Genomic DNA, 20,075 nt, shown 5'->3' on the forward strand with positions numbered 1-20,075 from the left:
TGGGCGCGGGAGTTTAACAGTTTTGGCGCGGGACTCGACTTGCTCGCGAAGCTTTTGATCTTTGTTCTTTCTAAGTAATCCCCATTCGCCGTTTAGCCCGCTGCACTGACCCGTTACGCACCGCCCAGCGCAGCATCGGCGCACTGCGATTGACACTGGCGCGGATCAGCTTGCGTTGCAGCGGGTTCTGGCTGACGCCGAGCATGTCGCTGGCCCAGTCCGGCAGCAGGTCGATCCCGGCCTGCATCATCAGGCCGCCGAAGGGCTTGGCCAGACGGCTGGGGGCGGGGGCGTTCAATAGCAGGCGCAGCACTTCGCGACTGCGTTCATCGCACAACAATTGCGGGCGAACACGCTCAAGGTAATCGGAAATTTCCTGCCGTGAACGGGGCACATCACGCGCCCCAAGACGTTCGGCAACCAAGGCAATCTCGGCGTAATAACGATCCTGATCCGCGAGGGACAAATGTGGATTGCGATAGCGCAAATGCGCGGCGAGGAAGTTGCTGACTTCCGCGACGTGCACCCAGGTCAGCAGATCAGGATCGCTGGCTGCGTAAGGGCGCCCATCCGGTGCCGTGCCGGTCACTTGCAGGTGAATGGTGCGGACTTTTTCGATCAGCCAGTCGGCATCCTGTCGAGAACCGAAGGTGGTGCCGGAGATGAACTGCCCGGTGCGGCGCAACCGGCCGAGCATGTCTTCACGAAAGTTCGAATGGTCCCAGACCCCGGCCAATGCCAGCGGGTGCAGGGCCTGCAGCATCAGGGCGCTGATGCCACCGATCAGCATGCTGCTGAAATCGCCATGGACTTGCCAGCTCACCGAGTCCGGCCCGAACAGCCCGGGGTCGCCCTTGGGGTTTTCCAGGTCGAGTTTGCCCAAAGACAAACCGGTCAGGCTCATGATCTGGGTTTCGATGCGGGTGCGGATGAATTCCATGGCCACTCAGTGATGAAAGAGGAGGGCGCGGCCACTGGCCGCGCCTGTAGGTTACTGGTTCAAGCGCTTGTCGATCAGCCCTTGCACCACGCTCGGGTCTGCCAGGGTCGAAGTATCACCCAGACTGTCCAGTTCATTGCAGGCGATCTTGCGCAGGATGCGCCGCATGATCTTGCCTGAGCGGGTTTTCGGCAAGGCCGGGGCCCACTGGATCAAGTCCGGTTTGGCGAAACTGCCGATTTCCTTGCTGACCAGGGCCAGCAATTGCTTCTTCAGTTCATCGTTGGTTTCGACGCCGTTCATGGGCGTGACGAAGACATAGATGCCCTGGCCCTTGATGTCGTGGGGATATCCGACCGCAGCGGCTTCAGCGATGCTCTCGTGCAGCACCAGGGCGCTTTCCACTTCGGCGGTGCCGATACGGTGGCCGGACACGTTGATCACATCGTCGATGCGCCCGGTGATCCAGTAGTCGCCATCTTCATCGCGCCGTGCGCCGTCACCGGTGAAGTAGTAGCCGGGGTAGGGTTTGAAGTAGGTGTCGACCATGCGTTGCGGGTCGCGATAGACACTGCGGATCTGCGCCGGCCAGCTGGATTTTATGGCCAGTACGCCGCTGCCGGCGCCCTTGATTTCCTTGCCTTGCTCGTCGAGCAGCACCGGTTGCACGCCGAACATCGGTTGTGTCGCACAACCGGGCTTGATCCGCTGGGCACTGACCAGCGGGCTGAGCATGATGCCGCCGGTTTCGGTCTGCCACCAGGTATCGACGATCGGGCAACGCTCTTGGCCGACCTCATGGAAATACCATTCCCAGGCTTCCGGGTTGATCGGCTCGCCGACCGTGCCGAGTAGCCTGACGCTGGCGCGGGATGTTTGCTTCAACGGTTCCGGGCCTTCGCGCATCAGTGCGCGCAGGGCCGTCGGGGCGGTGTAGAAAATGTTCACCTTGTGCTTGTCGACCACCTGCCAGAAGCGCGAGGTGCTCGGGTAGTTCGGCACGCCTTCGAAGATCAGCGTGGTCGCGCCGTTGGCCAGCGGGCCGTAGACGATGTAACTGTGGCCAGTGACCCAGCCGACGTCGGCGGTGCACCAGAAGACTTCGCCGTCGCGGTAGTCCAGCACGTACTTGAAGGTCATCGCTGCTTGCAGCAGGTAACCGCCGGTGGTGTGCAGCACGCCTTTGGGTTTGCCGGTGCTGCCGGAGGTGTAGAGGATGAACAGCGGGTCTTCGGCGTCCATCGGCTCGGGCGGGCAATCGGCGCTGGCTTCGCTCAGTGCCTGCTGGTACTTGATGTCTCGTCCTTCGACCCGGTTCACCGACCCCTTGCTGCGCTCGACCACCAGCACGGTGCTCACGTCCGGGCAGCTTTGCAGCGCCTTGTCGACGTTCTGCTTGAGTGGCACGACCTTGCCGCCGCGCACACCTTCATCGGCAGTGATCACGGTGCGGCAGTCGGCGTCGAGAATGCGGTCGCGCAACGAGTCCGGGGAGAAACCGCCGAACACCACCGAGTGCACCGCGCCGATGCGGGTACAGGCCAGCATGGCGTAGGCCGCCTCGGGAATCATCGGCATATAGATGCACACACGGTCGCCTTTTTTCACGCCACGGCTTTTCAGCACGTTGGCCAGGCGGCAGACGTTTTCATGCAGTTTTTTGTAGGTGATCGATGTCGAGTCGGCAGGGTCGTCGCCTTCCCAGATGATGGCGACCTGATCGCCGCGTTTCTCCAGGTGCCGGTCGATGCAGTTATAGCTGACGTTCAACTGCGCGCCGGCAAACCAGGTGGCTTCACCGGTTTTCAGGTTGTAGCGCTGGACGGTTTCCCAGGGGGCGCTCCAGTCGAGAAAACGCGTGGCCTGTTCGGCCCAGAAGGTGCTGGGGTGTTCGATGGATTGGCGGTACAGGCGCTGATAGTCGTCTTGACTCAATTGCGCGGCCCGGCGGACGGCATCGGCTTTGGGGAACGTGCTGATATCGAACATGACGGTTCCTTATTCTTGTTTTGCGACAAAGATAAAGATGCGCCGAGAGGTCAAAGGGTTCAAGAGGGGAGCTGTGCGACCCTCGTAGGAGCTGCCGAAGGCTGCGATCTTTTGACGTTGCTTTGAAGATCAAAAGATCGCAGCCTTCGGCAGCTCCTACAGTGATAGTGCACGCCACCGTTTTTGCAGTAAACCCGGTGCCGTTTGAAGGGGCGGGCTAACCGCCCCTTCAGCCGATCACCCGCGGTGACGACCACGGAAGTAATTGATCAGCCCTTGGGTCGAGGCGTCCTCGGCCGGGGTTTCTTCGCTGCCGACCAGGCGGTTGTAGACGCCTTTGCCCAGCTCTTTGCCCAGCTCAACACCCCACTGGTCGAAAGCATTGATGCCCCAGATCACGCTTTGCACGAAGACTTTGTGCTCGTACATCGCCACCAGAGCGCCGAGGCGACGCGGGCTGATGCGCTCGACCACCAGGGTGTTGCTCGGACGGTTGCCCGGGATCACCTTGTGTGGCGCGAGTTTTTGCACTTCGGCGTCACTCATGCCTTTGTCGCGCAGTTCGGTTTCGGCCTCGCCAAGGGTCTTGCCGAGCATCAGCGCCTGGCTCTGCGACAGGCAGTTGGCGTACAGCCACTGGTGGTGGTCGGACACCGGGTTGAAGCTGACGATCGGCACGATGAAGTCAGCCGGGATCAGTTGGGTGCCCTGGTGCAGCAACTGGTGGTAGGCGTGCTGACCGTTGCAGCCGACACCGCCCCAGATCACCGGCCCGGTGTCGGTGGACACGGGCTTGCCGTCCTGGCGCACGCTCTTGCCGTTGGACTCCATGTCCAGCTGTTGCAGGTGCTTGGTGATGTTGCGCAGGTAGTGATCGTACGGCAGGATCGCGTGGCTTTGCGCGCCCCAGAAGTTGCCGTACCACACGCCGAGCAAGGCCAGCAGCACCGGCATGTTCTGTTCGAACGGCGCGGTCTGGAAGTGCTGGTCCATGGTGTAGGCACCGGACAGCAACTCCTTGAAGTTCGACATGCCGATGGCCAGGGCAATCGGCAAACCGATGGCCGACCACAGCGAGTAGCGCCCGCCGACCCAGTCCCACATCGGGAAAATGTTTTCTTCGCGGATGCCGAACGCCACGGCGGCGGCGTTGTTGCTCGAAACCGCGATGAAGTGGCGATACAGCTCGGCTTCCGAACCACCCTGGGCCAGGTACCAGGCACGGGCGGCCTGGGCGTTCTTCAGGGTTTCAAGGGTGTTGAAGGATTTCGACGAGACGATGAACAGCGTGGTCTCGGCGCGCAGCTTCATGGCCAGTTCGTGGAATTCGCTGCCGTCGATGTTCGCCAGGTAATGGCAACGCACGCCTTTCTGGGCGTAGGACAGCAAGGCTTCGGACACCAGCTCCGGGCCGAGGAAGGAGCCGCCGATGCCGATGTTCACCACGTCGGTGATCGGCTTTTCGGTGTAGCCGCGCCACAGACCGTCGTGGATACGGCCGACGAGGTCGGTGATCTGGTTCAGCACCTTGTGCACTTCGGGCATCACGTTGACGCCATTGACCGACAGCTTGTCGCCGACCGGGCGGCGCAGGGCCGTGTGCAGGGCCGGACGACCTTCGGAAGAGTTGACGATTTCGCCATCGAACAGCGACTTGATCGCGCCCTTGAGGTCGACTTCGTTGGCCAGGCCCACCAGCAGATTGCGGGTCTCGGCGTTGATCAGGTTTTTCGAATAGTCGAGAAACAGGCCGCAGCTGCTGAGGGTGAATTGAGTAAAACGCTGCGGATCGGCATTGAAAGCTTCGCGCATGCTGAAATCCTGCATGGCTTGGCGGTGGTCATTCAGCGCTTGCCAGGCAGGCAGAGCGGTAACGTCGTGAGGAGTGCGGTAATACGCCATCGCTGCGGGTTTCCTTATTACTTGAACGGCCTTTTGAACACTAAAAATCCCGGAGCGCTGTGGGTGGGCGTTCCGGTCAACTGCGTCGACACGATTTCATGGCGCAGGGCGACTACAGTAAACCCCGCGCAATGATCTGTCTTGACTTTGTCTGACCTGTTTCCGGTACTTTTTTAACATCGAAGTTAGGAATGGTCCGACAAACGGAAGAGACAGGGATCGGATCAGGCGACCTGGACCGGAATGGCGTTGCTGGTGTGGCTCAGTTCATTGCCCGGTGCCATGTAGAGCATGCGCGGCTTGAAGTTGAGCAGTTCGGCTTCGCTGTAATGAGCGTAAGCGCAGATGATCACGCGATCGCCAACCTTGGCCTTGTGCGCGGCGGCGCCGTTGACCGAAATCATGCGCGAACCTTCTTCGCCACGGATGGCATAGGTGGTGAAGCGCTCGCCGTTGTCGACGTTGTAGATCTGGATCTGCTCGTACTCACGAATGCCGGACAGGTCCAGCCATTCGCCGTCGATGGCGCAGGAGCCTTCGTAATCGAGTACAGCGTGGGTGACTTCGGCGCGATGCAGCTTGGCTTTGAGCATGATGGCGTGCATGAGTATTTCCCAGGTCGGAATCGAACGGCGGGCAGTTTGCCCGATGGCTTGAGAGGCAGCAATAAGGTGTGGAAACTGCCGCAGATCGAATGTGGGAGCGGGCTTGCTCGCGAAGGCGTTGCGTCAGTCGACGTATGTGTCAGCTGACAGACCGTATTCGCGAGCAAGCCCGCTCCCACAGGGTATTGCAGTGTTTAGATTGGCGCGTCGAGGTTCAGGTGCAGGTTGTCGATCAACCGCGTCGTACCGAGGAACGCCGCCACCAGAATCACCAGGTCACGATCCTGCGCCGTCGCAGGGCGCAAGGTCAGGGCATGGCGGATTTCCAGATAGTCGGGACGCAGGCCGGCGGCTTCGAGCTGTTTGATCTGGGTGCCGATCAGCGCCGGGTAGTCGCGTTCGCCCTGCCTGATCGCTTCGCCGATCGCATTCAGCGTGCGATAAACCACTGGTGCCACAGCGCGTTGCTCTTCGCTGAGGAAACCATTGCGCGACGACAGCGCCAGGCCATCGGTAGCGCGCACAGTGGGCTCGCCGATGATCTGGATCGGCATGTTCAGGTCATGAACCAGCGCGCGAATCACCGCCAGTTGCTGGAAGTCTTTCTCGCCGAAAATCGCCAGGTCCGGCTGGACCATGTTGAACAGCTTGCTGACCACCGTCGCCACGCCTTCGAAATGCCCCGGACGGCTGGCACCGCACAGGCCTTCGGACAATTGCGGGACGCTGACGCGGGTCTGGCCGGCCATGCCGTCGGGGTACATCTCTTCAACGGTGGGGGCAAACAGCAGATGGCAACCGGCCTGGAGCAGTTTTTCCTGGTCGGCGGCGAGGGTGCGCGGGTACTTGTCGAGGTCTTCGCCAGCACCGAATTGCAGCGGGTTGACGAAAACGCTCGCCACCACGAAGTCCGCCCGTTGGGAGGCTTTGGTCACCAGCGCCACGTGGCCGCTGTGCAGGTTGCCCATGGTTGGCACAAAGGCGATGCGCTTGCCTTCGCCACGGGCACGGGCCACGGCGGCCCGCAGTTCGCGTACGGTTTTTACGGTGTTCATGCAGAGAATCCGTGTTCGATCCCAGGGAATGTTGCCGCTTTGACTTCAGTCACGTAGGCAATCAATGCAGCTTCAATGCTGGTTTGGCCAGTCATGAAGTTTTTCACGAATTTCGGCATGCGGCCGGTAATGGACAGCCCCAGCATGTCGTGCAGAACCAGCACCTGGCCATCGGTGCGATTTCCGGCGCCAATACCAATCACCGGAATCTTCACCGCCTGGGTGATTTCTTCCGCCAGTTCGCTCGGGACGCACTCGAGCAGCAGCATTGCCGCGCCAGCCTGTTCCAGGGCGATCGCGTCGGCACGCATTTGCCGCGCCTGGTTTTCATTGCGACCCTGGACCTTGTAGCCGCCAAGGATGTTCACCGATTGCGGCGTCAGGCCCATGTGCGCACAGACAGGGATGCCGCGCTCGGCCAGCAGGCGGATCGAATCGGCCAGCCACAACGCTCCTTCGACCTTGACCATGTGCGCGCCGGCCTGCATCAACAGAGCGCTGTTGGTCATGGCTTGCTCGGTGGTGGCGTAGGCCATGAAAGGCAGGTCGGCGAGGATCAGGGCATCGCTGTTACCGCGTTTGACGGCGGCCACGTGATAAGCCATTTCGGAGGTAGTGACAGGCAAGGTGCTGTCGTGGCCCTGCAAAACCATGCCGAGGGAGTCGCCCACCAGCAGCACTTCGACGCCGGCCTGGTTGCAGGCGTGGGCGAAGGTTGCGTCGTAGCAGGTCAGCATGGTGATTTTTTCACCTTTTTGCTTCAGACCTTGCAGGGTGGTCAGGGTGATGGCTGGCATGAAAAGTTCCTCATTCAGGCGCTGTGGAAACTACTGCGAGTAACGCGCGTGATTCTTCGTTGAATACAGGCGCACGCTCTTTCGTCGTGCTTTTAAGGCCTGGATTGCGCCCTTGAACGCCGTGTAGGCGGCAGCGGGACGCCTATAGTCGTGAGGAGAACGAGGGAAGTCAATTGCGTGTGTTACCGCATTGTTACGGGTGGGGTGTTACCGGGGTAACTGATGCGATTCAGCAGCAGATATTGTGATCGACGCAAAACCAATGTGGGAGTGGTGTCACGCCGGGAGCAGGCGTTCCAACCCCACGAACGGGCAGGCTGCGAGTAATTCACTTAGCTCGCGGCCATCGGCCAGGCGCAGATCCGCAGGGGCCAGTTCCGCCAGTGGATACAGCACGAATGCCCGTTCCTGCATGTGGTAATGGGGAACCTTGAGGCGTGGTTCGTCGATCAGGCGATCACCGAACAGCACGATGTCGAGGTCAAGCGTGCGCGGCCCCCAGCGCACAAGGCGCTCGCGACCCTGGCCGTTTTCAATGGCCTGTAAGGCATCGAGCAAATCCAGTGGCGCCAGCGTGCTATCGAGAGCGGCCACCGCGTTGGTGTAGCGCGGTTGTCCAGGCAGCAGCGAGTCGCTTTGATAAAACGCGGATACCCCGACCAGTTCCGTTTGCGGCAAGTGCGCCAGCGCCTCGACGGCGCTGCGCAATTGTTCGGCGGGGTCAGCCAGATTGCTGCCCATGCCGATGTAGATGCGTTCCATGGATTACTCGCCCGTGGTGCTCGAAGCGCCGGCAGCGCGTTTGCGCTTGGAACCACCGCTGCGGCGACGCTTGCGCGGGGCGCCGGTGCCTTCATCCTTGCCGCTGAGGTCGCGAATCATGTCGCGACGCTCGCTTTCATTGGCGTCCTGATAGTCAGTCCACCATTCGCCCAGGCCATCGGTCTGCTCGCCGGCGCTTTCGCGTAGCAGCAGGAAGTCGTAGCCGGCGCGGAAACGCGGATTGTCCAGCAGTAGATCGGCACGCTTGCCGCTGCGGCGGGGCAGGCGTTCCTGCATGTCCCAGATTTCGCGGATCGGCATGGTGAAGCGTTTCGGAATCGCGATGCGCTGGCACTGTTCGGCAATCAGCTCGTGCGCCGCTTCCTGCATCGCCGGAATCGGCGGCATGCCACGCTCCTGCAGGCGCAGGACACGGGCCGGCAGGGCAGGCCAGAGCAGGGCTGCAAAGAGGAACGCCGGGGTTACCGGTTTGTTCTGCTTGATCCGCAGGTCGGTGTTGATCAGGGCTTCGCTGATCAGGGTGTGGGTGTACGTCGGGTTGTATTCCAGTGCTTCGGCGCTGGCCGGAAACAGTGGATCGAACAATTGCAGGTCGACCAGCATTTCAAACGTATCGGCGGCATGGCCGGAGAGGAACAGCTTGAGCACCTCTTCGAACAGGCGGGCCGACGGGATCTCGCGCAGCATCGGCGCCAGGCCGCGGATCGGCAGGGCGCTGTGTTTTTCGATGCCGAAGTTCAGCTTGGCGGCGAAACGCACGGCCCGCAGCATCCGTACCGGGTCTTCCTGGTAGCGTTGCGTCGGATCGCCGATCAGGCGGATCAGGTGATTGCGGATGTCGTGTACGCCGTTGGCGTAGTCGAGGATGCGTTCGCTGACCGGATCGTAATACAGGGCATTGATGGTGAAGTCGCGACGTTGCGCGTCTTCTTCCAGGGTGCCGTAGACGTTATCGCGCAAAATGCGCCCGCTCTCGTTGCGCGAAGACTGGTTGCTGTCTTCCTCGTCTTCGTTTTGCGGGTGATTGGCGCGGAAGGTCGCGACTTCGATGATTTCGCGGCCGAAGTGGATGTGCACCAGCTTGAACCGGCGCCCGATGATTCGCGCGTTACGGAATTCGGCCCGTACCTGTTCCGGTGTGGCGCTGGTGGCAACGTCGAAATCTTTCGGTGTGATACCCAGCAGCATGTCGCGCACGCAACCGCCAACCAGGTAAGCCTGATAACCGGCGTTCTGCAGGCGTTCAACGATATTCACCGCGTAGCGGCTGAATTGCGCCTTCTGCAGCGAGTGTTGGCCGCTGTTGAGCACTTCAGGCGTGCTGCGAATGTGTTGCGTAGGACGCTTGGGAGAACGGAATGACTGGAACAGCTTCTTCAGCATGGGATGCACTGTTTGAAGGAATATTCGGCCATAACAGAAGAATGACCGCATGATGGGCGGGGATTCTAGCATTTAGTCGGGGGATGGTGTAGGACACAGCAGATATGAGCTGTAGGCCGCAGGCTTAAAGGCCGGAACGAGCCGATTTACGGGGATTTGCGAATCGCGCAAACCACAAGGGGAGCCGAAGCTCCCCAAGAAGTAGTTGCATGCTCTATTTTTATTTTTGGTTTCGGGCTTCTTGTTTTTGTTGAGTGCCCTCGCCATGAAGCTTTCCTTCATGACCCTCCCAATCGGGAGCCAAGAGCAAACGGATTGCTTTGGTCGCTGAATTGCAGTGATCTTTCGATCCAACCAGTACAGGCTCTGTCTTAGGACAGTTTTTGTTGTTCTCGGCCTGGTCGTGGGGCAAGCCCCAAATACAACGCCTCTCCAAAAGAATCAGTTAGCTGCGCCTCTCGCCGTCTTGTTTTTATTGTGCGTGAGTCGATTCGTCTTATTTTTATTGTCTTGTGCATTGCTTGTTATTGTTCTTGTACCAAACATATAGCAGGGTGCGTGCCAACTTTTGCGAAACCCAATAAAACAAGGGGTTAGGCCGGTTGGCAGGCATTTCGAGGGCCAAAAAAAGCCGGGGCTTCGTTACCGTAAGCCCCGGCTTCTGTTACGTGAAAAAGCTGAGGTAACAGTTTTTTCACAAAGTCACGTGTTACCCGCACATACGACAGGTGCGATTCAGCTTTCGCTGGCCACCCCGGTCTTGCGGCGCGGGATGCCCAGGCGCTGACGGCGCTCCCATAGGCATTTGCGGCTGACCCCGAGCTTGCGGGCCAGCTCGGTTTCGGTCATGTGGTCCTGATGTTCGAGGACGAAATGCTGGAAGTAGTCTTCCAGGGAGAGGTCTTCGGTCGGTTCGTGGTTGCTGTTACTGGTGTTGCCGTTGCCCTGTTGGGGCGCCAGGCCAATGAACTCGTCGTCTTCCAGGTCGCCCAGTTCGATGTCGATGCCCAACAGCTCGGCGGAAATTTCCGGGCTTTCGCACAGGATGACGGCGCGCTCGACGGCGTTTTCCAGTTCGCGAACGTTGCCCGGCCAAGCGTAGTGACGAATGGCTTGCTCGGCATCCGCGGCGAATTTGAGGTCGGTGCGGTTGACGCGCGCACTTTGCCGCGCCAGAAACGCATTGGCGATTTCGTTGACGTCCGCACCGCGTTCGCGCAGGGCTGGCAGCTTCAGCGCGATAACGTGGAGGCGGTAATACAAGTCTTCACGGAACTGGCCGATTTTCGCCAGGCTCTTGAGGTCGCGGTGAGTCGCCGCGATCAGGCGCACATCGACTTTTTGCGACTGCACCGAGCCCACGCGACGAATTTCGCCTTCTTGCAACACACGCAACAGGCGAGCCTGGGCTTCCAGTGGCAGTTCGCCGATTTCGTCGAGGAACAAGGTGCCGCCGTCCGCCGCTTCCACCAGGCCGGCGCGCCCGGCGCTGGCGCCGGTGAATGCGCCTTTTTCGTGGCCGAACAGTTCGGACTCGATCAGGCTTTCCGGAATGGCCGCGCAGTTCACCGAAATCATCGGCGCCTTGGCGCGTTTGGACAGATTGTGCAGGGCGCGTGCCACCAGTTCTTTACCGGTACCCGATTCGCCCTGGATCAGAACGTTGGAGTCGGTCGGTGCCACTTTGCGGATCTTGCCGTACAGGTCCTGCATCGGTGGGCACGAGCCGATAATGCCGATTTCACCGTTGCTGTTGTCGGTACCGGATTTCGCCGCACCGTTGGTGACTTTGCCGGCAACGGCTTCACCACCGGCTTGTACCGTTTGTCGGTCACGCAGGATTCGTGCGGCCGCTTGTAGCATTTCGTCATGGTCGAATGGCTTGGCAATGTAGTCCACCGCGCCCATTTTCATCGAGTCGACCGCCGAGCGCAGGCTGGCATAGCTGGTCATGATCAGCACCGGCGTGCCCTGGGCGAGCTTGATCAACTCCGTGCCAGGCGCGCCCGGCAGGCGCAGGTCACTGATGATCAGGTCGAACGAGGGAATGGTGAAGCGTTCTTGTGCTTCCTGCACTGATCCGGCTTCGCTGACCTGGTACTGGTTACGTTCCAGCAGGCGGCGCAAGGCGGAGCGGATGATGGTTTCGTCTTCGACGATCAAAATGTGCGGCATTGATTCGATACTCTCGACGGTCTCAGTTCACAGCGGACGTCGCTTCGACATGACGCGGCAAGGTAACCCTGATTCGGGTACCGCGTTGGCTTTGAACATCAGCCGGGCTGTCGATGGTGATTTGTCCATAATGCTCTTCAACGATGGAATAGACCAGTGCAAGGCCCAGACCGGTGCCTTCGCCAGGGTCCTTGGTGGTGAAGAAAGGTTCGAACAATCGGTCCATGATGCTCGACGGAATACCGCTGCCTTCGTCTTCCACGATCAGGTCGACCGTGTGTTCGCCGGCTTCGCTCTTGACCCGTACCGCGCTGCCGGGAGGCGAGGCGTCACGGGCGTTTGACAGTAGGTTGATCAGTACCTGGGCCAACCGTTGCGGGTCGCCTTCGACCCAGTGATCGGGGTCGCACAGGTTGTAGAACTGCACTTCGAAATTGCGTCGGTTCAGGGCCAGCAGGCCGATGGCATCCTGAGCCACTTCGGCCAGACAGACGGGCTCGTCGCTGTGTTGATGGCTGCCGGCATGGGCAAAGCTCATCAGCGACTGGACGATGCGCGACACGCGTTTGGTCTGCTCGAGGATCTGGCCGCTGATTTCCTTCAGCTCGCCGTCTTCTTCACGTTCTTCGCGCAGGTTCTGCGCCAGGCACGCGATACCGGTAATCGGGTTGCCGATTTCATGGGCCACGCCGGCCGCCAGTCGACCGATGCTGGCCAGGCGCTCGGAGTGCACCAGTTTGTCTTCGAGCATCTGGGTTTCGGTCAGGTCTTCCACCAGTAATACCAGGCCACTGTTGCCCGGCGCGAGGGGTTCGTCGATCGCCGCTTTGTGCAGGTTCAGCCAGCGTGTCTGGCCGTCGAGTGCCAGGTGTTGTTTGTGCAAGTGCTCGTCCGGCAGATTGATGAAACCTTGCAGCAGGTCTTTCCATGGGTCGGCAATGGTACTCAGGCGCGAACCGACCACGCGCTGCGCGGCGATGCCGGTCAGTTCCTCCATGGCCTTGTTCCACATGAGGATCTCCTGATCCTTGGCCAGCGAGCAAACGCCCATCGGCAATTCCTGCAGGGTCTGGCGGTGGTAGCGGCGCAGGGCATCGAGTTCGGCGGCCAGGCCGGTCAGGCGCGAGTGGTAATCCTCGAGGCGGCTTTCGATGAAGTGAATGTCTTCGGTGACGTAGTTTTCGCCGCCGGCCTTGTATGGCAGGAACGTCTCGACCATGTCCTGGGCCACGCTCGGGCCCATCAGGCCGGAGAGGTTGGCCTCGATGCGGTCACGCAGGCGGCGCAGGGCATAGGGGCGGCGTTCGTCGAAAGGCAGATAGAGGTCGCGCAGTGCCTGTTCCACCTCTTTCTGCGCCGCCTTTGCACCCAGTGGCTTGGCCAGTTGCGTAGCGAATTCCTGGGGCGAGGCGGCGTGCAGTTCCCGGCGTTGCGGGCGGCGAACGTTATCCACGGCGCAGGCTTCGGCAGCGCTTGCCTCTTCGGTGCTGGCATTGGTGAACAACGAGATCAGGGTGAACATCAGCACGTTGGCCGCCAGCGAGGCAATCGCCGCCATGTGCCAGCTGGTGTCGTCCAGCACGTAGATCATGTTCAGCAGAGGAATGTAGAAGCCTTGCAGGTTGCCGACCAGCGGCAACAGCATGGTCACCAGCCACACCAGGATCCCCGCCAGCAAGCCGGCGATGAAGCCGCGACGGTTGGCGGTCGGCCAATACAGGACCGAGAGCACGCCCGGCAGGAACTGCAACGTGGCGACGAAAGCGACAATGCCGAGGTTGGCCAGGTCCTGTTCGGCACCGAGCATCAGGTAGAAGCCGTAGCCGGCCATGATGATCGCGACAATCAGCGCCCGGCGGGTCCACTTCAGCCAGCGGTAAATGTTGCCTTCGGCCGGTGGTTGATACAGCGGCAGCACCAGGTGGTTCAAGGCCATCCCGGACAGCGCCAGCGTGGTGACGATGATCAGGCCACTGGCGGCGGACAGTCCGCCGACATAGGCCAGCAACGCCAAGGCCTTGCTGTTGGCGGCTATGCCGATGCCCAGGGTGAAGTATTCCGGGTTGGTGGTGGCGCCGAGCTTCAGGCCGGCCCAGAGAATCAGCGGTACCGCCAGGCTCATCAGCAACAGGAACAGCGGCAGGCCCCAGCTCGCACTGACCAGCGAACGCGGGTTGAGGTTCTCGGTAAAGGTCATGTGATACATGTGCGGCATCACAATCGCCGAGGCGAAGAACACCAGCAACAGCGTACGCCACGGGCCTTCCTGCAAAGGGGTGTGCAGGGCAGCGAGCGCGGTCTGGTTTTGCAGCAGCCACAGTTCAAGCTGTTGTGGGCCGTCGAACACGCCGTAAAGCGCATACAGCCCGACACCGCCGAGGGCGATCAGCTTGATCACCGACTCGAAGGCAATCGCGAACACCAGGCCTTCATGCTTTTCGCGGGTGGCGATGTGGCGGGAGCCGAAGAAAATCGTGAACAGCGTAATCAGTGCGCAGAAACTCAGGGCCACGCGATGCTGTACCGGCTCTCGGGTGAGGATACTGATGGAGTCGGCGACCGCCTGAATCTGCAAGGCCAGTAGCGGCAATACGCCGACCAGCATGAAAATCGTAGTCAGCGCACCGGCCCAGGTACTGCGGAAGCGGAAGGCAAACAGGTCTGCCAGCGACGACAGCTGATAGGTGCGGGTGATCTTCAGGATCGGGTAGAGCAGCACCGGCGCCAGCAGGAATGCCCCGGAAACGCCCAGGTAGCTGGACAAAAAGCCGTAGCCGTACTGATAGGCCAGGCCCACGGTGCCGTAAAACGCCCAGGCGCTGGCGTAGACGCCCAGCGACAGGGTGTAAGTCAGCGGGTGGCGAATGATCGCCCGGGGAATCATGCCCCGTTCGCTGATCCAGGCCACACCGAACAGCACCGCCAGGTACGCGGCGCTGATCAGGATCATCTGGGTCAGGCTAAAGCTCATCGGCATCTTTTTGGCTCTGCAGGATGAAGGTCACGACGATCAGGATCAGCCAGAGCAGATAAGGGCGATACCAGGCGCCAGTGGCGTCGATCCACCAATCCATGATGGCCGGGGAAAACAGGTAAATCCCCACTACCAAAAGCAGGACCAAGCGATAGATGTACATCCCGGCCTCTCTTTCTTATGCGTGTGCCCGTAAACGTGCGGCGATGGTAACGGATGGGCGCGCCACTGCAAGTACGATCACAGTAGCTGTGCCTCGGGCAGGCTCAGTGTGCGCGGGATCAGCGAGGCATCCCAGTGGGCAATGCCCCAATTCAGCACTTCCCGTGGGGTGGCGTACGTCAGTTCGGTTCCCGGGTTCTGTCCCAGCGCCCGAAGCGCGCGCAGCAGCAGGGGCGTTGCCTGATCCTCGGTCAAGGGCGGCGAACGGTAGGACTTGCCGAGTTTGTTGCCATCCGGCTGGGTAATCAGCGGGATGTGCAGGTAACGCGGTTGAGGCAGGCCGAGCAGTTCTTGCAGATAGAGCTGGCGGGGAGTGGAGTCCAGCAGGTCGGCACCGCGAACGATATCGGTGATGCCTTGCCAGGCATCGTCCAGGACCACGGCCAATTGATAAGCGTAGAGCCCGTCGCGGCGGCGGATCACGAAATCGCCGACTTCCCGCCCCAGATGCTGTCGGTATTGGCCCTGCACCCGGTCGATGAAATGGTATTCCAGCTCCGGTACGCGCAGGCGGATGGCCGCATCGTCAGTGCCATGGCCGGCATTGCGGCACAGCCCCGGATAAATCCCGTGATACGGCTCCAGTTGTTTGCGCGAGCAGGTGCAGGCGTACGCCAAACCTTGATTGAACAGGCGATTGAGCACCTCGGCGTAGGCATCGTGCCGCTCGCTTTGGCGCACCAGGTCGCCATCCCACTCGAAGCCATAGCTTTCCAGTGCCTTGAGAATGGCGGCCTGGGCGCCGGGTTCCTCGCGGGGTGGATCAAGGTCTTCCATGCGCATCAGCCAGCGTCCGCCCACCGAGCGTGCGTCGAGGTAAGAGGCCAGTGCGGCGACCAGCGAGCCGAAGTGCAGATGGCCGCTAGGGGTGGGGGCGAAGCGCCCGATGTAGGAGGTGTTGGCGGTCATGAATGCATTTAAAGCCAAAAAAACATCAGAAACAAAAACGGAGCGTTCGCACGCTCCGTTCTTCGTTCAAGTCGCAATTATTTGCCGACTTGCTTTTCCTTGATTTCCGCCAGGGTCTTGCAGTCGATGCACAGGTCGGCGGTAGGGCGCGCTTCGAGGCGCTTGACGCCAATCTCGATGCCGCAGGATTCGCACCAGCCGTACTCTTCGTCTTCGATCAACTGGAGTGTCTTGTCGATCTTCTTGATCAACTTGCGTTCACGGTCGCGGGCACGCAGTTCGAGGGCGAATTCCTCTTCCTGGCTGGCACGGTCTGCCGGATCAGGAAAGTTGGCCGCTTCGTCCTTCATGTGGTCCACGGTCTTGTCGACACCTTCCATCAGCTCTTTTTTCCACTGATTCAGGACCTTGGTGAAGTGCTTGCGCATGGGCTCGCCCATGTACTCTTCGCCGGTTTTCTGAACATAGGGCTCGAAGCCGCTGATCGTCTGGTTTTGCTGCTTTGCTTGGGTGGACATGAAATAGACCGCCTCTACTCTTGTAATCCATCTGCGCAGGATTGCTCCATCACCGACACCTGCCGGCCCTGCGGCTGCAAGCGGGCGAACTTACCAGATCAATTCGGGCCGCGCTACTCCCGGATGTCGAGCTCGCGGCACATGGTGCTTGCGAATGACGACAAACCGTTGTCTGGTGGCTCTGGAACCCTGCTCAATTATTGATTTTAGCCAAACCTTGCGCGCGCGCTTGAGTCATTCGTGATCGGAGTTACAAGGCCTCTGACCGCTTTAGGTTCTCGCTCGTTCCTGCGCTTGGGTAGAATCGGTTTTTTATTCCGTTGAAGGAAGGCCAATGGCTCAGCCCTACAGTGCCCGCAGTCGCGCGATCGAACCTTTCCATGTCATGGCGCTGTTGGCGCGGGCCAATGAATTGCAGGCGGCCGGCCACGATGTGATCCACCTGGAAATCGGCGAGCCGGACTTCACCACCGCCGAACCGATCATCCAGGCCGGCCAGGCTGCGCTGACAGCGGGGAAGACCCGTTACACCGCCGCGCGTGGCATTCCCGAGCTGCGTGAGGCCATTTCGGGCTTTTATCAGCAACGTTATGGCTTGAACATCGACCCACGGCGCATCCTCATCACGCCGGGTGGCTCCGGCGCGCTGCTGCTGGCCAGCGCTTTGCTGGTCGACCCCGGCAAGCACTGGCTGCTGGCGGACCCGGGCTATCCGTGTAACCGGCATTTCCTGCGATTGGTCGAAGGCGCGGCACAGTTGGTGCCGGTCGGCCCGGATGTGCGTTATCAATTGACGCCGGGCCTGATCGAGCGTCATTGGGACCACGACAGCGTCGGCGCACTGGTGGCGTCGCCAGCCAATCCGACCGGCACGATCCTGACCCGCGACGAGCTGGCGAAGCTGTCTGTCGCGATCAAGGAGCGCCACGGTCATCTGGTGGTCGACGAGATTTATCATGGCCTGACCTATGGCACCGATGCGGCCAGCGTGCTGGAAGTCGACGACAGTGCATTCGTTCTGAACAGCTTTTCGAAGTACTTCGGGATGACCGGTTGGCGGCTCGGCTGGCTGGTGGCACCCGACGCGGCCGTCGGTGAGCTGGAAAAGCTTGCCCAGAACCTCTACATCAGTGCACCAAGCATGGCGCAGCACGCTGCTCTGGCCTGTTTCGAGCCGGCGACCATCAGCATTCTCGAAGAGCGTCGCGCCGAATTTGGCCGGCGTCGGGACTACCTGCTGCCGGCCTTGCGTGAATTGGGCTTCGGGATTGCCGTGGAGCCGGAAGGGGCGTTCTACTTGTATGCCGATATCAGCAAGTTCGGCGGCGATGCCTTCGCGTTTTGTAAGTATTTTCTGGAAACCGAACATGTGGCATTCACCCCGGGGCTGGATTTCGGGCGTTATCAGGCCGGGCATCATGTGCGGTTCGCCTACACGCAAAATCTCGAGCGGTTGCAGGAGGCGGTCGAGCGCATTGCCCGTGGATTGCGGAGCTGGCAAGGCTGATGCGTTTTCATCCTCCCCTCGAAGAAGGGCGCCTGATCCGACGTTACAAGCGTTTTCTCGCCGATATCGAAACCGTTGGCGGCGAATTGCTGACCATTCACTGCCCGAACACAGGCTCGATGCTCAATTGTCAGGTCGAAGGCGGGCAGGTCTGGTTCAGTCGCTCCAACGATCCGAAACGCAAGTTGCCCGGCACCTGGGAGATCGGCGAAACCCCGCAAGGGCGGCTGTTTTGCGTGAACACCGCCCGCGCCAACGGTTTGATTGAAGAGGCGCTGCGAGCGGGCGTCATCACGGAGCTGAACGGGTTTACCGGGCTCAAGCGCGAAGTGGCTTATGGTCAGGAAAACAGTCGTATCGATTTCCGCCTCGATTACCCCGAAGGGCCGGCCTACGTCGAAGTCAAAAGCGTGACCCTGGGGTTCGACGGTACGGCGGTGGCGGCGTTTCCCGATGCGGTTACCCAGCGTGGCGCCAAGCATCTGCGGGAGCTGGCCCACTTGGCCAGGGACGGTATTCGCGCGGTGCAGTTGTACTGTGTTTGCCTGACCGACATCGAGGCTGTGCGCCCGGCGCAGGAAATCGATCCGGCTTATGCGCAGGCCTTGCGTGAGGCTATTGCCTGTGGGGTCGAGGTGCTGGCCTACGGTGTGCGGTTGAGCCACGAAGAAATGCTGGTCGACCGGTGCCTGGACGTATTGCCGGGTGCTAGAGGCTGATCCAGATACCTTGTTCGTCCTCGCGGCAGGCCACGCTGGTCAAGGCTTGCCCCGCGCAAGGGCCGGCGACGCATTCACCGTCTTCGATCAGGAACAGTGCGCCATGGGTGGCGCACTGGATCAGGCTGTTGCTGGGGTCGAGAAACTGGTCGGGATGCCACTCCAGGGCAACGCCCCGGTGCGGGCAGCGATTGATATAGACGTAAACCTGTCCGCTGCGGCGCACTGCAAAAAACTTTTGGCCATCGATGTCGAACCCGCGGCTGCTGTCATTGACCAACCCGGCGCCAGCGCAAAGCAACTTCATGTCTATCCTCGGTCCCGCAGCTCGTGACTGGATATGTCCGAGCTTGAAGGTTGAATGCTATCAAATGGCTGCCCTGTCCGTCGGGTGCAAGTGCCTTCATCCTGCCAATACTTTTCCACAGGCAAAAAAAGACCCGGCAAGAGCCGGGTCAAATAACCGTGATTAGCCTGATGAGGAGATAATCCGAGAGTCCGAACCAAGGGCTTTTCAGAATATCGACCAGTCTCGCGACCAGTTGTGATAATCATATCGATTCTCATTACCAAGTCAACCGCTGTTTTTCGATTTCTTTGCGATTCGCCGGATTTGTGTCTGCAGGCCTCGTAATCATTGGGTTTCAGGCTGTAAAGCTTCGCAAGCATGTATCAGATCAGTTCTTGTGGCGTGTAGAGATGGCTTCCAGTTGTTTGTTCAGGGCTTCCTTGCGCTCGGCAGGAATGTCATTCCAGTGAACGTCCATCAGTGCGCCTTCAATTGCGTACAACAACACCTTGGACGCCCGAAAACCGCGCGTGCGCACGGCCCGATAAGCATCCACCGCCCCGAGGCGACGCAAGTCCGAAGCGCTATGGATGCCCACGGCATGCAGCCATTGCGCTGACGTCTTGCCAAGATTCTTCAGGTGTTGCAGTTCATCATTCATCAAGCCTCCTTGCGATGGCCGAATGGAGAGCGTGGGCAATCTTCTGAGGAGTGTAGCCATCAGTAGGAAAAGCGTGATTGTTTGCTCGATTACGACGCAAATGCTTCTAAGAAACGAGTATTGGCAGGGCGTGAAAAGTCTATGCGCGCGGGAGGAAGAGTGGGGGAGAGCAAGGATTTAGGGGCGAATATCCCAGCAGTCCAGCGCAGCGCAGGCGCTGGACGTGTAAGGCGGCGAGACGGTGATTATCGGGTGCGATAACGCAATCGCGTGCCGAAGTTCATCGACATCAGGATTTCGTCGGCACTGAGTTCGACCGGAAAGTACGTACCGGAGATCTGCGCGTGAGCCAGGCTCGCGCCTTCCAGGTTCGCTTTGCGAAAATCGATGCCGCGCAAGTCGGCGGAACGGAAGTAGGCGTCGCTGAAATCCACGCCGTCGGCATTCAGCTCGCGCAGGTCCAGCCCCCGGAAATCTCCACCTGCCATGTCGATGGGACCATCCTTGGGGCGTTCACTGTTGAAGCCTTTGATGTCGTCTTTGTGCAGCAGGGCATATAGCGATGTGTCGAGAAGTTTAGGCTGGCTCATGTCGCATCACCTGATGGTTTTATGACGCCAGTATAGTGCCACCATTTGAAGGTCGTG

The 20,075-nt window shown here is 60.2% G+C and carries 18 protein-coding genes; 2 read left to right on the top strand and 16 right to left on the bottom strand.

Going from position 1 to position 20,075, the window contains the following annotated elements:
• Window positions 1-70: 70 nt before the first annotated feature.
• From ACM6IT_RS22845 to dksA, 13 genes are all read right to left on the bottom strand, one after another.
• On the bottom strand, window positions 71-940 hold the full coding sequence (locus ACM6IT_RS22845; RefSeq protein ID WP_223541983.1) for an oxygenase MpaB family protein: 870 nt from the start codon (window positions 938-940) through the stop codon (window positions 71-73).
• 51 nt (window positions 941-991) lie between these two features.
• On the bottom strand, window positions 992-2,929 hold the full coding sequence (acs, locus tag ACM6IT_RS22850; protein ID WP_414918740.1) for an acetate--CoA ligase: 1,938 nt from the start codon (window positions 2,927-2,929) through the stop codon (window positions 992-994).
• Between the two features lie 237 nt (window positions 2,930-3,166).
• Window positions 3,167-4,831 carry a glucose-6-phosphate isomerase gene (pgi, locus tag ACM6IT_RS22855; protein ID WP_056728640.1) on the bottom strand — a complete coding sequence of 555 codons (1,665 nt, stop codon included), beginning with the start codon at window positions 4,829-4,831 and terminating at the stop codon, window positions 3,167-3,169.
• A gap of 224 nt (window positions 4,832-5,055) precedes the next feature.
• On the bottom strand, window positions 5,056-5,436 hold the full coding sequence (gene panD, locus ACM6IT_RS22860) for an aspartate 1-decarboxylase (RefSeq protein WP_003228271.1): 381 nt from the start codon (window positions 5,434-5,436) through the stop codon (window positions 5,056-5,058).
• Window positions 5,437-5,630: 194 nt separating this feature from the next.
• Window positions 5,631-6,491: a pantoate--beta-alanine ligase gene (panC, locus tag ACM6IT_RS22865; protein WP_056728637.1), complete on the bottom strand. Its 861-nt coding sequence runs from the start codon at window positions 6,489-6,491 to the stop codon at window positions 5,631-5,633.
• Complete coding sequence (panB, locus tag ACM6IT_RS22870) at window positions 6,488-7,288, bottom strand: 3-methyl-2-oxobutanoate hydroxymethyltransferase (RefSeq protein WP_056728635.1); 801 nt, start codon at window positions 7,286-7,288, stop codon at window positions 6,488-6,490. The genes panC and panB overlap by 4 nt, the downstream gene beginning before the upstream one ends.
• Before the next feature lie 276 nt (window positions 7,289-7,564).
• Window positions 7,565-8,050, bottom strand: coding sequence for a 2-amino-4-hydroxy-6-hydroxymethyldihydropteridine diphosphokinase (gene folK / locus ACM6IT_RS22875; protein ID WP_414914877.1), 486 nt, complete (start codon window positions 8,048-8,050; stop codon window positions 7,565-7,567).
• Window positions 8,051-8,053: 3 nt separating this feature from the next.
• On the bottom strand, window positions 8,054-9,454 hold the full coding sequence (locus ACM6IT_RS22880; protein WP_056728631.1) for a polynucleotide adenylyltransferase PcnB: 1,401 nt from the start codon (window positions 9,452-9,454) through the stop codon (window positions 8,054-8,056).
• Window positions 9,455-10,189: 735 nt separating this feature from the next.
• Entirely contained in the window at window positions 10,190-11,629 is a 1,440-nt protein-coding gene (locus ACM6IT_RS22885) for a sigma-54-dependent transcriptional regulator (RefSeq protein WP_056728629.1), read from the bottom strand.
• 22 nt (window positions 11,630-11,651) lie between these two features.
• Window positions 11,652-14,606, bottom strand: a complete 2,955-nt coding sequence (locus ACM6IT_RS22890) for a sensor histidine kinase (RefSeq protein WP_162252433.1) — start codon at window positions 14,604-14,606, stop codon at window positions 11,652-11,654.
• The gene (locus tag ACM6IT_RS22895) at window positions 14,590-14,766 is read right to left on the bottom strand and encodes a hypothetical protein (RefSeq protein ID WP_003176118.1); all 177 of its coding nucleotides are present in this window, start codon (window positions 14,764-14,766) and stop codon (window positions 14,590-14,592) included. The genes ACM6IT_RS22890 and ACM6IT_RS22895 overlap by 17 nt, the downstream gene beginning before the upstream one ends.
• A 77-nt stretch (window positions 14,767-14,843) precedes the next feature.
• Entirely contained in the window at window positions 14,844-15,734 is an 891-nt protein-coding gene (gene gluQRS, locus ACM6IT_RS22900) for a tRNA glutamyl-Q(34) synthetase GluQRS (RefSeq protein ID WP_414918741.1), read from the bottom strand.
• A 77-nt stretch (window positions 15,735-15,811) separates the two neighbouring features.
• Window positions 15,812-16,252 carry an RNA polymerase-binding protein DksA gene (gene dksA / locus ACM6IT_RS22905; protein WP_008053890.1) on the bottom strand — a complete coding sequence of 147 codons (441 nt, stop codon included), beginning with the start codon at window positions 16,250-16,252 and terminating at the stop codon, window positions 15,812-15,814.
• Between the two features lie 334 nt (window positions 16,253-16,586).
• On the opposite strand from dksA, the gene ACM6IT_RS22910 reads away from it, so the two are divergent.
• Both ACM6IT_RS22910 and sfsA read left to right on the top strand, forming a co-directional pair.
• A complete protein-coding gene (locus ACM6IT_RS22910; RefSeq protein ID WP_056728623.1) occupies window positions 16,587-17,759 on the top strand; it encodes a pyridoxal phosphate-dependent aminotransferase in 1,173 nt (390 codons plus the stop codon).
• Window positions 17,759-18,478 (top strand): DNA/RNA nuclease SfsA, encoded by a 720-nt coding sequence (sfsA, locus tag ACM6IT_RS22915; RefSeq protein WP_414918742.1) that lies wholly within the window; start codon window positions 17,759-17,761, stop codon window positions 18,476-18,478. Before ACM6IT_RS22910 ends, sfsA begins: the two co-directional genes overlap by 1 nt.
• Here the strand turns inward: sfsA and ACM6IT_RS22920 are convergent.
• From ACM6IT_RS22920 to ACM6IT_RS22930, 3 genes are all read right to left on the bottom strand, one after another.
• On the bottom strand, window positions 18,468-18,785 hold the full coding sequence (locus ACM6IT_RS22920; protein ID WP_056728620.1) for a Rieske (2Fe-2S) protein: 318 nt from the start codon (window positions 18,783-18,785) through the stop codon (window positions 18,468-18,470). The two genes, sfsA and ACM6IT_RS22920, sit on opposite strands and share 11 nt — an antisense overlap.
• A 370-nt stretch (window positions 18,786-19,155) precedes the next feature.
• Complete coding sequence (locus ACM6IT_RS22925) at window positions 19,156-19,428, bottom strand: TfoX/Sxy family protein (RefSeq protein ID WP_008053897.1); 273 nt, start codon at window positions 19,426-19,428, stop codon at window positions 19,156-19,158.
• 245 nt (window positions 19,429-19,673) lie between these two features.
• Complete coding sequence (locus tag ACM6IT_RS22930; RefSeq protein WP_056728618.1) at window positions 19,674-20,018, bottom strand: pentapeptide repeat-containing protein; 345 nt, start codon at window positions 20,016-20,018, stop codon at window positions 19,674-19,676.
• Window positions 20,019-20,075: the final 57 nt, after the last annotated feature.

Origin of the sequence: Pseudomonas sp. IT-P4 (assembly GCF_949767755.1) — a bacterium.
In the GTDB taxonomy this organism is placed as follows: Bacteria; Pseudomonadota; Gammaproteobacteria; order Pseudomonadales; family Pseudomonadaceae; genus Aquipseudomonas; species Aquipseudomonas monachiensis.

Excerpts from the sequence above, each read along its gene's own strand:
- folK (WP_414914877.1), bottom strand. The coding sequence starts at position 8,050 with ATGGAACGCATCTACATCGGCATGGGCAGCAATCTGGCTGACCCCGCC.
- panC (WP_056728637.1), bottom strand. The coding sequence starts at position 6,491 with ATGAACACCGTAAAAACCGTACGCGAACTGCGGGCCGCCGTGGCCCGT.
- panB (WP_056728635.1), bottom strand. The coding sequence starts at position 7,288 with ATGCCAGCCATCACCCTGACCACCCTGCAAGGTCTGAAGCAAAAAGGT.
- ACM6IT_RS22925 (WP_008053897.1), bottom strand. The coding sequence starts at position 19,428 with ATGAATGATGAACTGCAACACCTGAAGAATCTTGGCAAGACGTCAGCG.
- sfsA (WP_414918742.1), top strand. The coding sequence starts at position 17,759 with ATGCGTTTTCATCCTCCCCTCGAAGAAGGGCGCCTGATCCGACGTTAC.
- ACM6IT_RS22890 (WP_162252433.1), bottom strand. The coding sequence starts at position 14,606 with ATGCCGATGAGCTTTAGCCTGACCCAGATGATCCTGATCAGCGCCGCG.
- ACM6IT_RS22930 (WP_056728618.1), bottom strand. The coding sequence starts at position 20,018 with ATGAGCCAGCCTAAACTTCTCGACACATCGCTATATGCCCTGCTGCAC.
- ACM6IT_RS22910 (WP_056728623.1), top strand. The coding sequence starts at position 16,587 with ATGGCTCAGCCCTACAGTGCCCGCAGTCGCGCGATCGAACCTTTCCAT.
- panD (WP_003228271.1), bottom strand. The coding sequence starts at position 5,436 with ATGCACGCCATCATGCTCAAAGCCAAGCTGCATCGCGCCGAAGTCACC.
- ACM6IT_RS22920 (WP_056728620.1), bottom strand. The coding sequence starts at position 18,785 with ATGAAGTTGCTTTGCGCTGGCGCCGGGTTGGTCAATGACAGCAGCCGC.
- ACM6IT_RS22880 (WP_056728631.1), bottom strand. The coding sequence starts at position 9,454 with ATGCTGAAGAAGCTGTTCCAGTCATTCCGTTCTCCCAAGCGTCCTACG.
- acs (WP_414918740.1), bottom strand. The coding sequence starts at position 2,929 with ATGTTCGATATCAGCACGTTCCCCAAAGCCGATGCCGTCCGCCGGGCC.
- ACM6IT_RS22895 (WP_003176118.1), bottom strand. The coding sequence starts at position 14,766 with ATGTACATCTATCGCTTGGTCCTGCTTTTGGTAGTGGGGATTTACCTG.
- dksA (WP_008053890.1), bottom strand. The coding sequence starts at position 16,252 with ATGTCCACCCAAGCAAAGCAGCAAAACCAGACGATCAGCGGCTTCGAG.
- gluQRS (WP_414918741.1), bottom strand. The coding sequence starts at position 15,734 with ATGACCGCCAACACCTCCTACATCGGGCGCTTCGCCCCCACCCCTAGC.
- ACM6IT_RS22845 (WP_223541983.1), bottom strand. The coding sequence starts at position 940 with ATGGAATTCATCCGCACCCGCATCGAAACCCAGATCATGAGCCTGACC.
- ACM6IT_RS22885 (WP_056728629.1), bottom strand. The coding sequence starts at position 11,629 with ATGCCGCACATTTTGATCGTCGAAGACGAAACCATCATCCGCTCCGCC.
- pgi (WP_056728640.1), bottom strand. The coding sequence starts at position 4,831 with ATGGCGTATTACCGCACTCCTCACGACGTTACCGCTCTGCCTGCCTGG.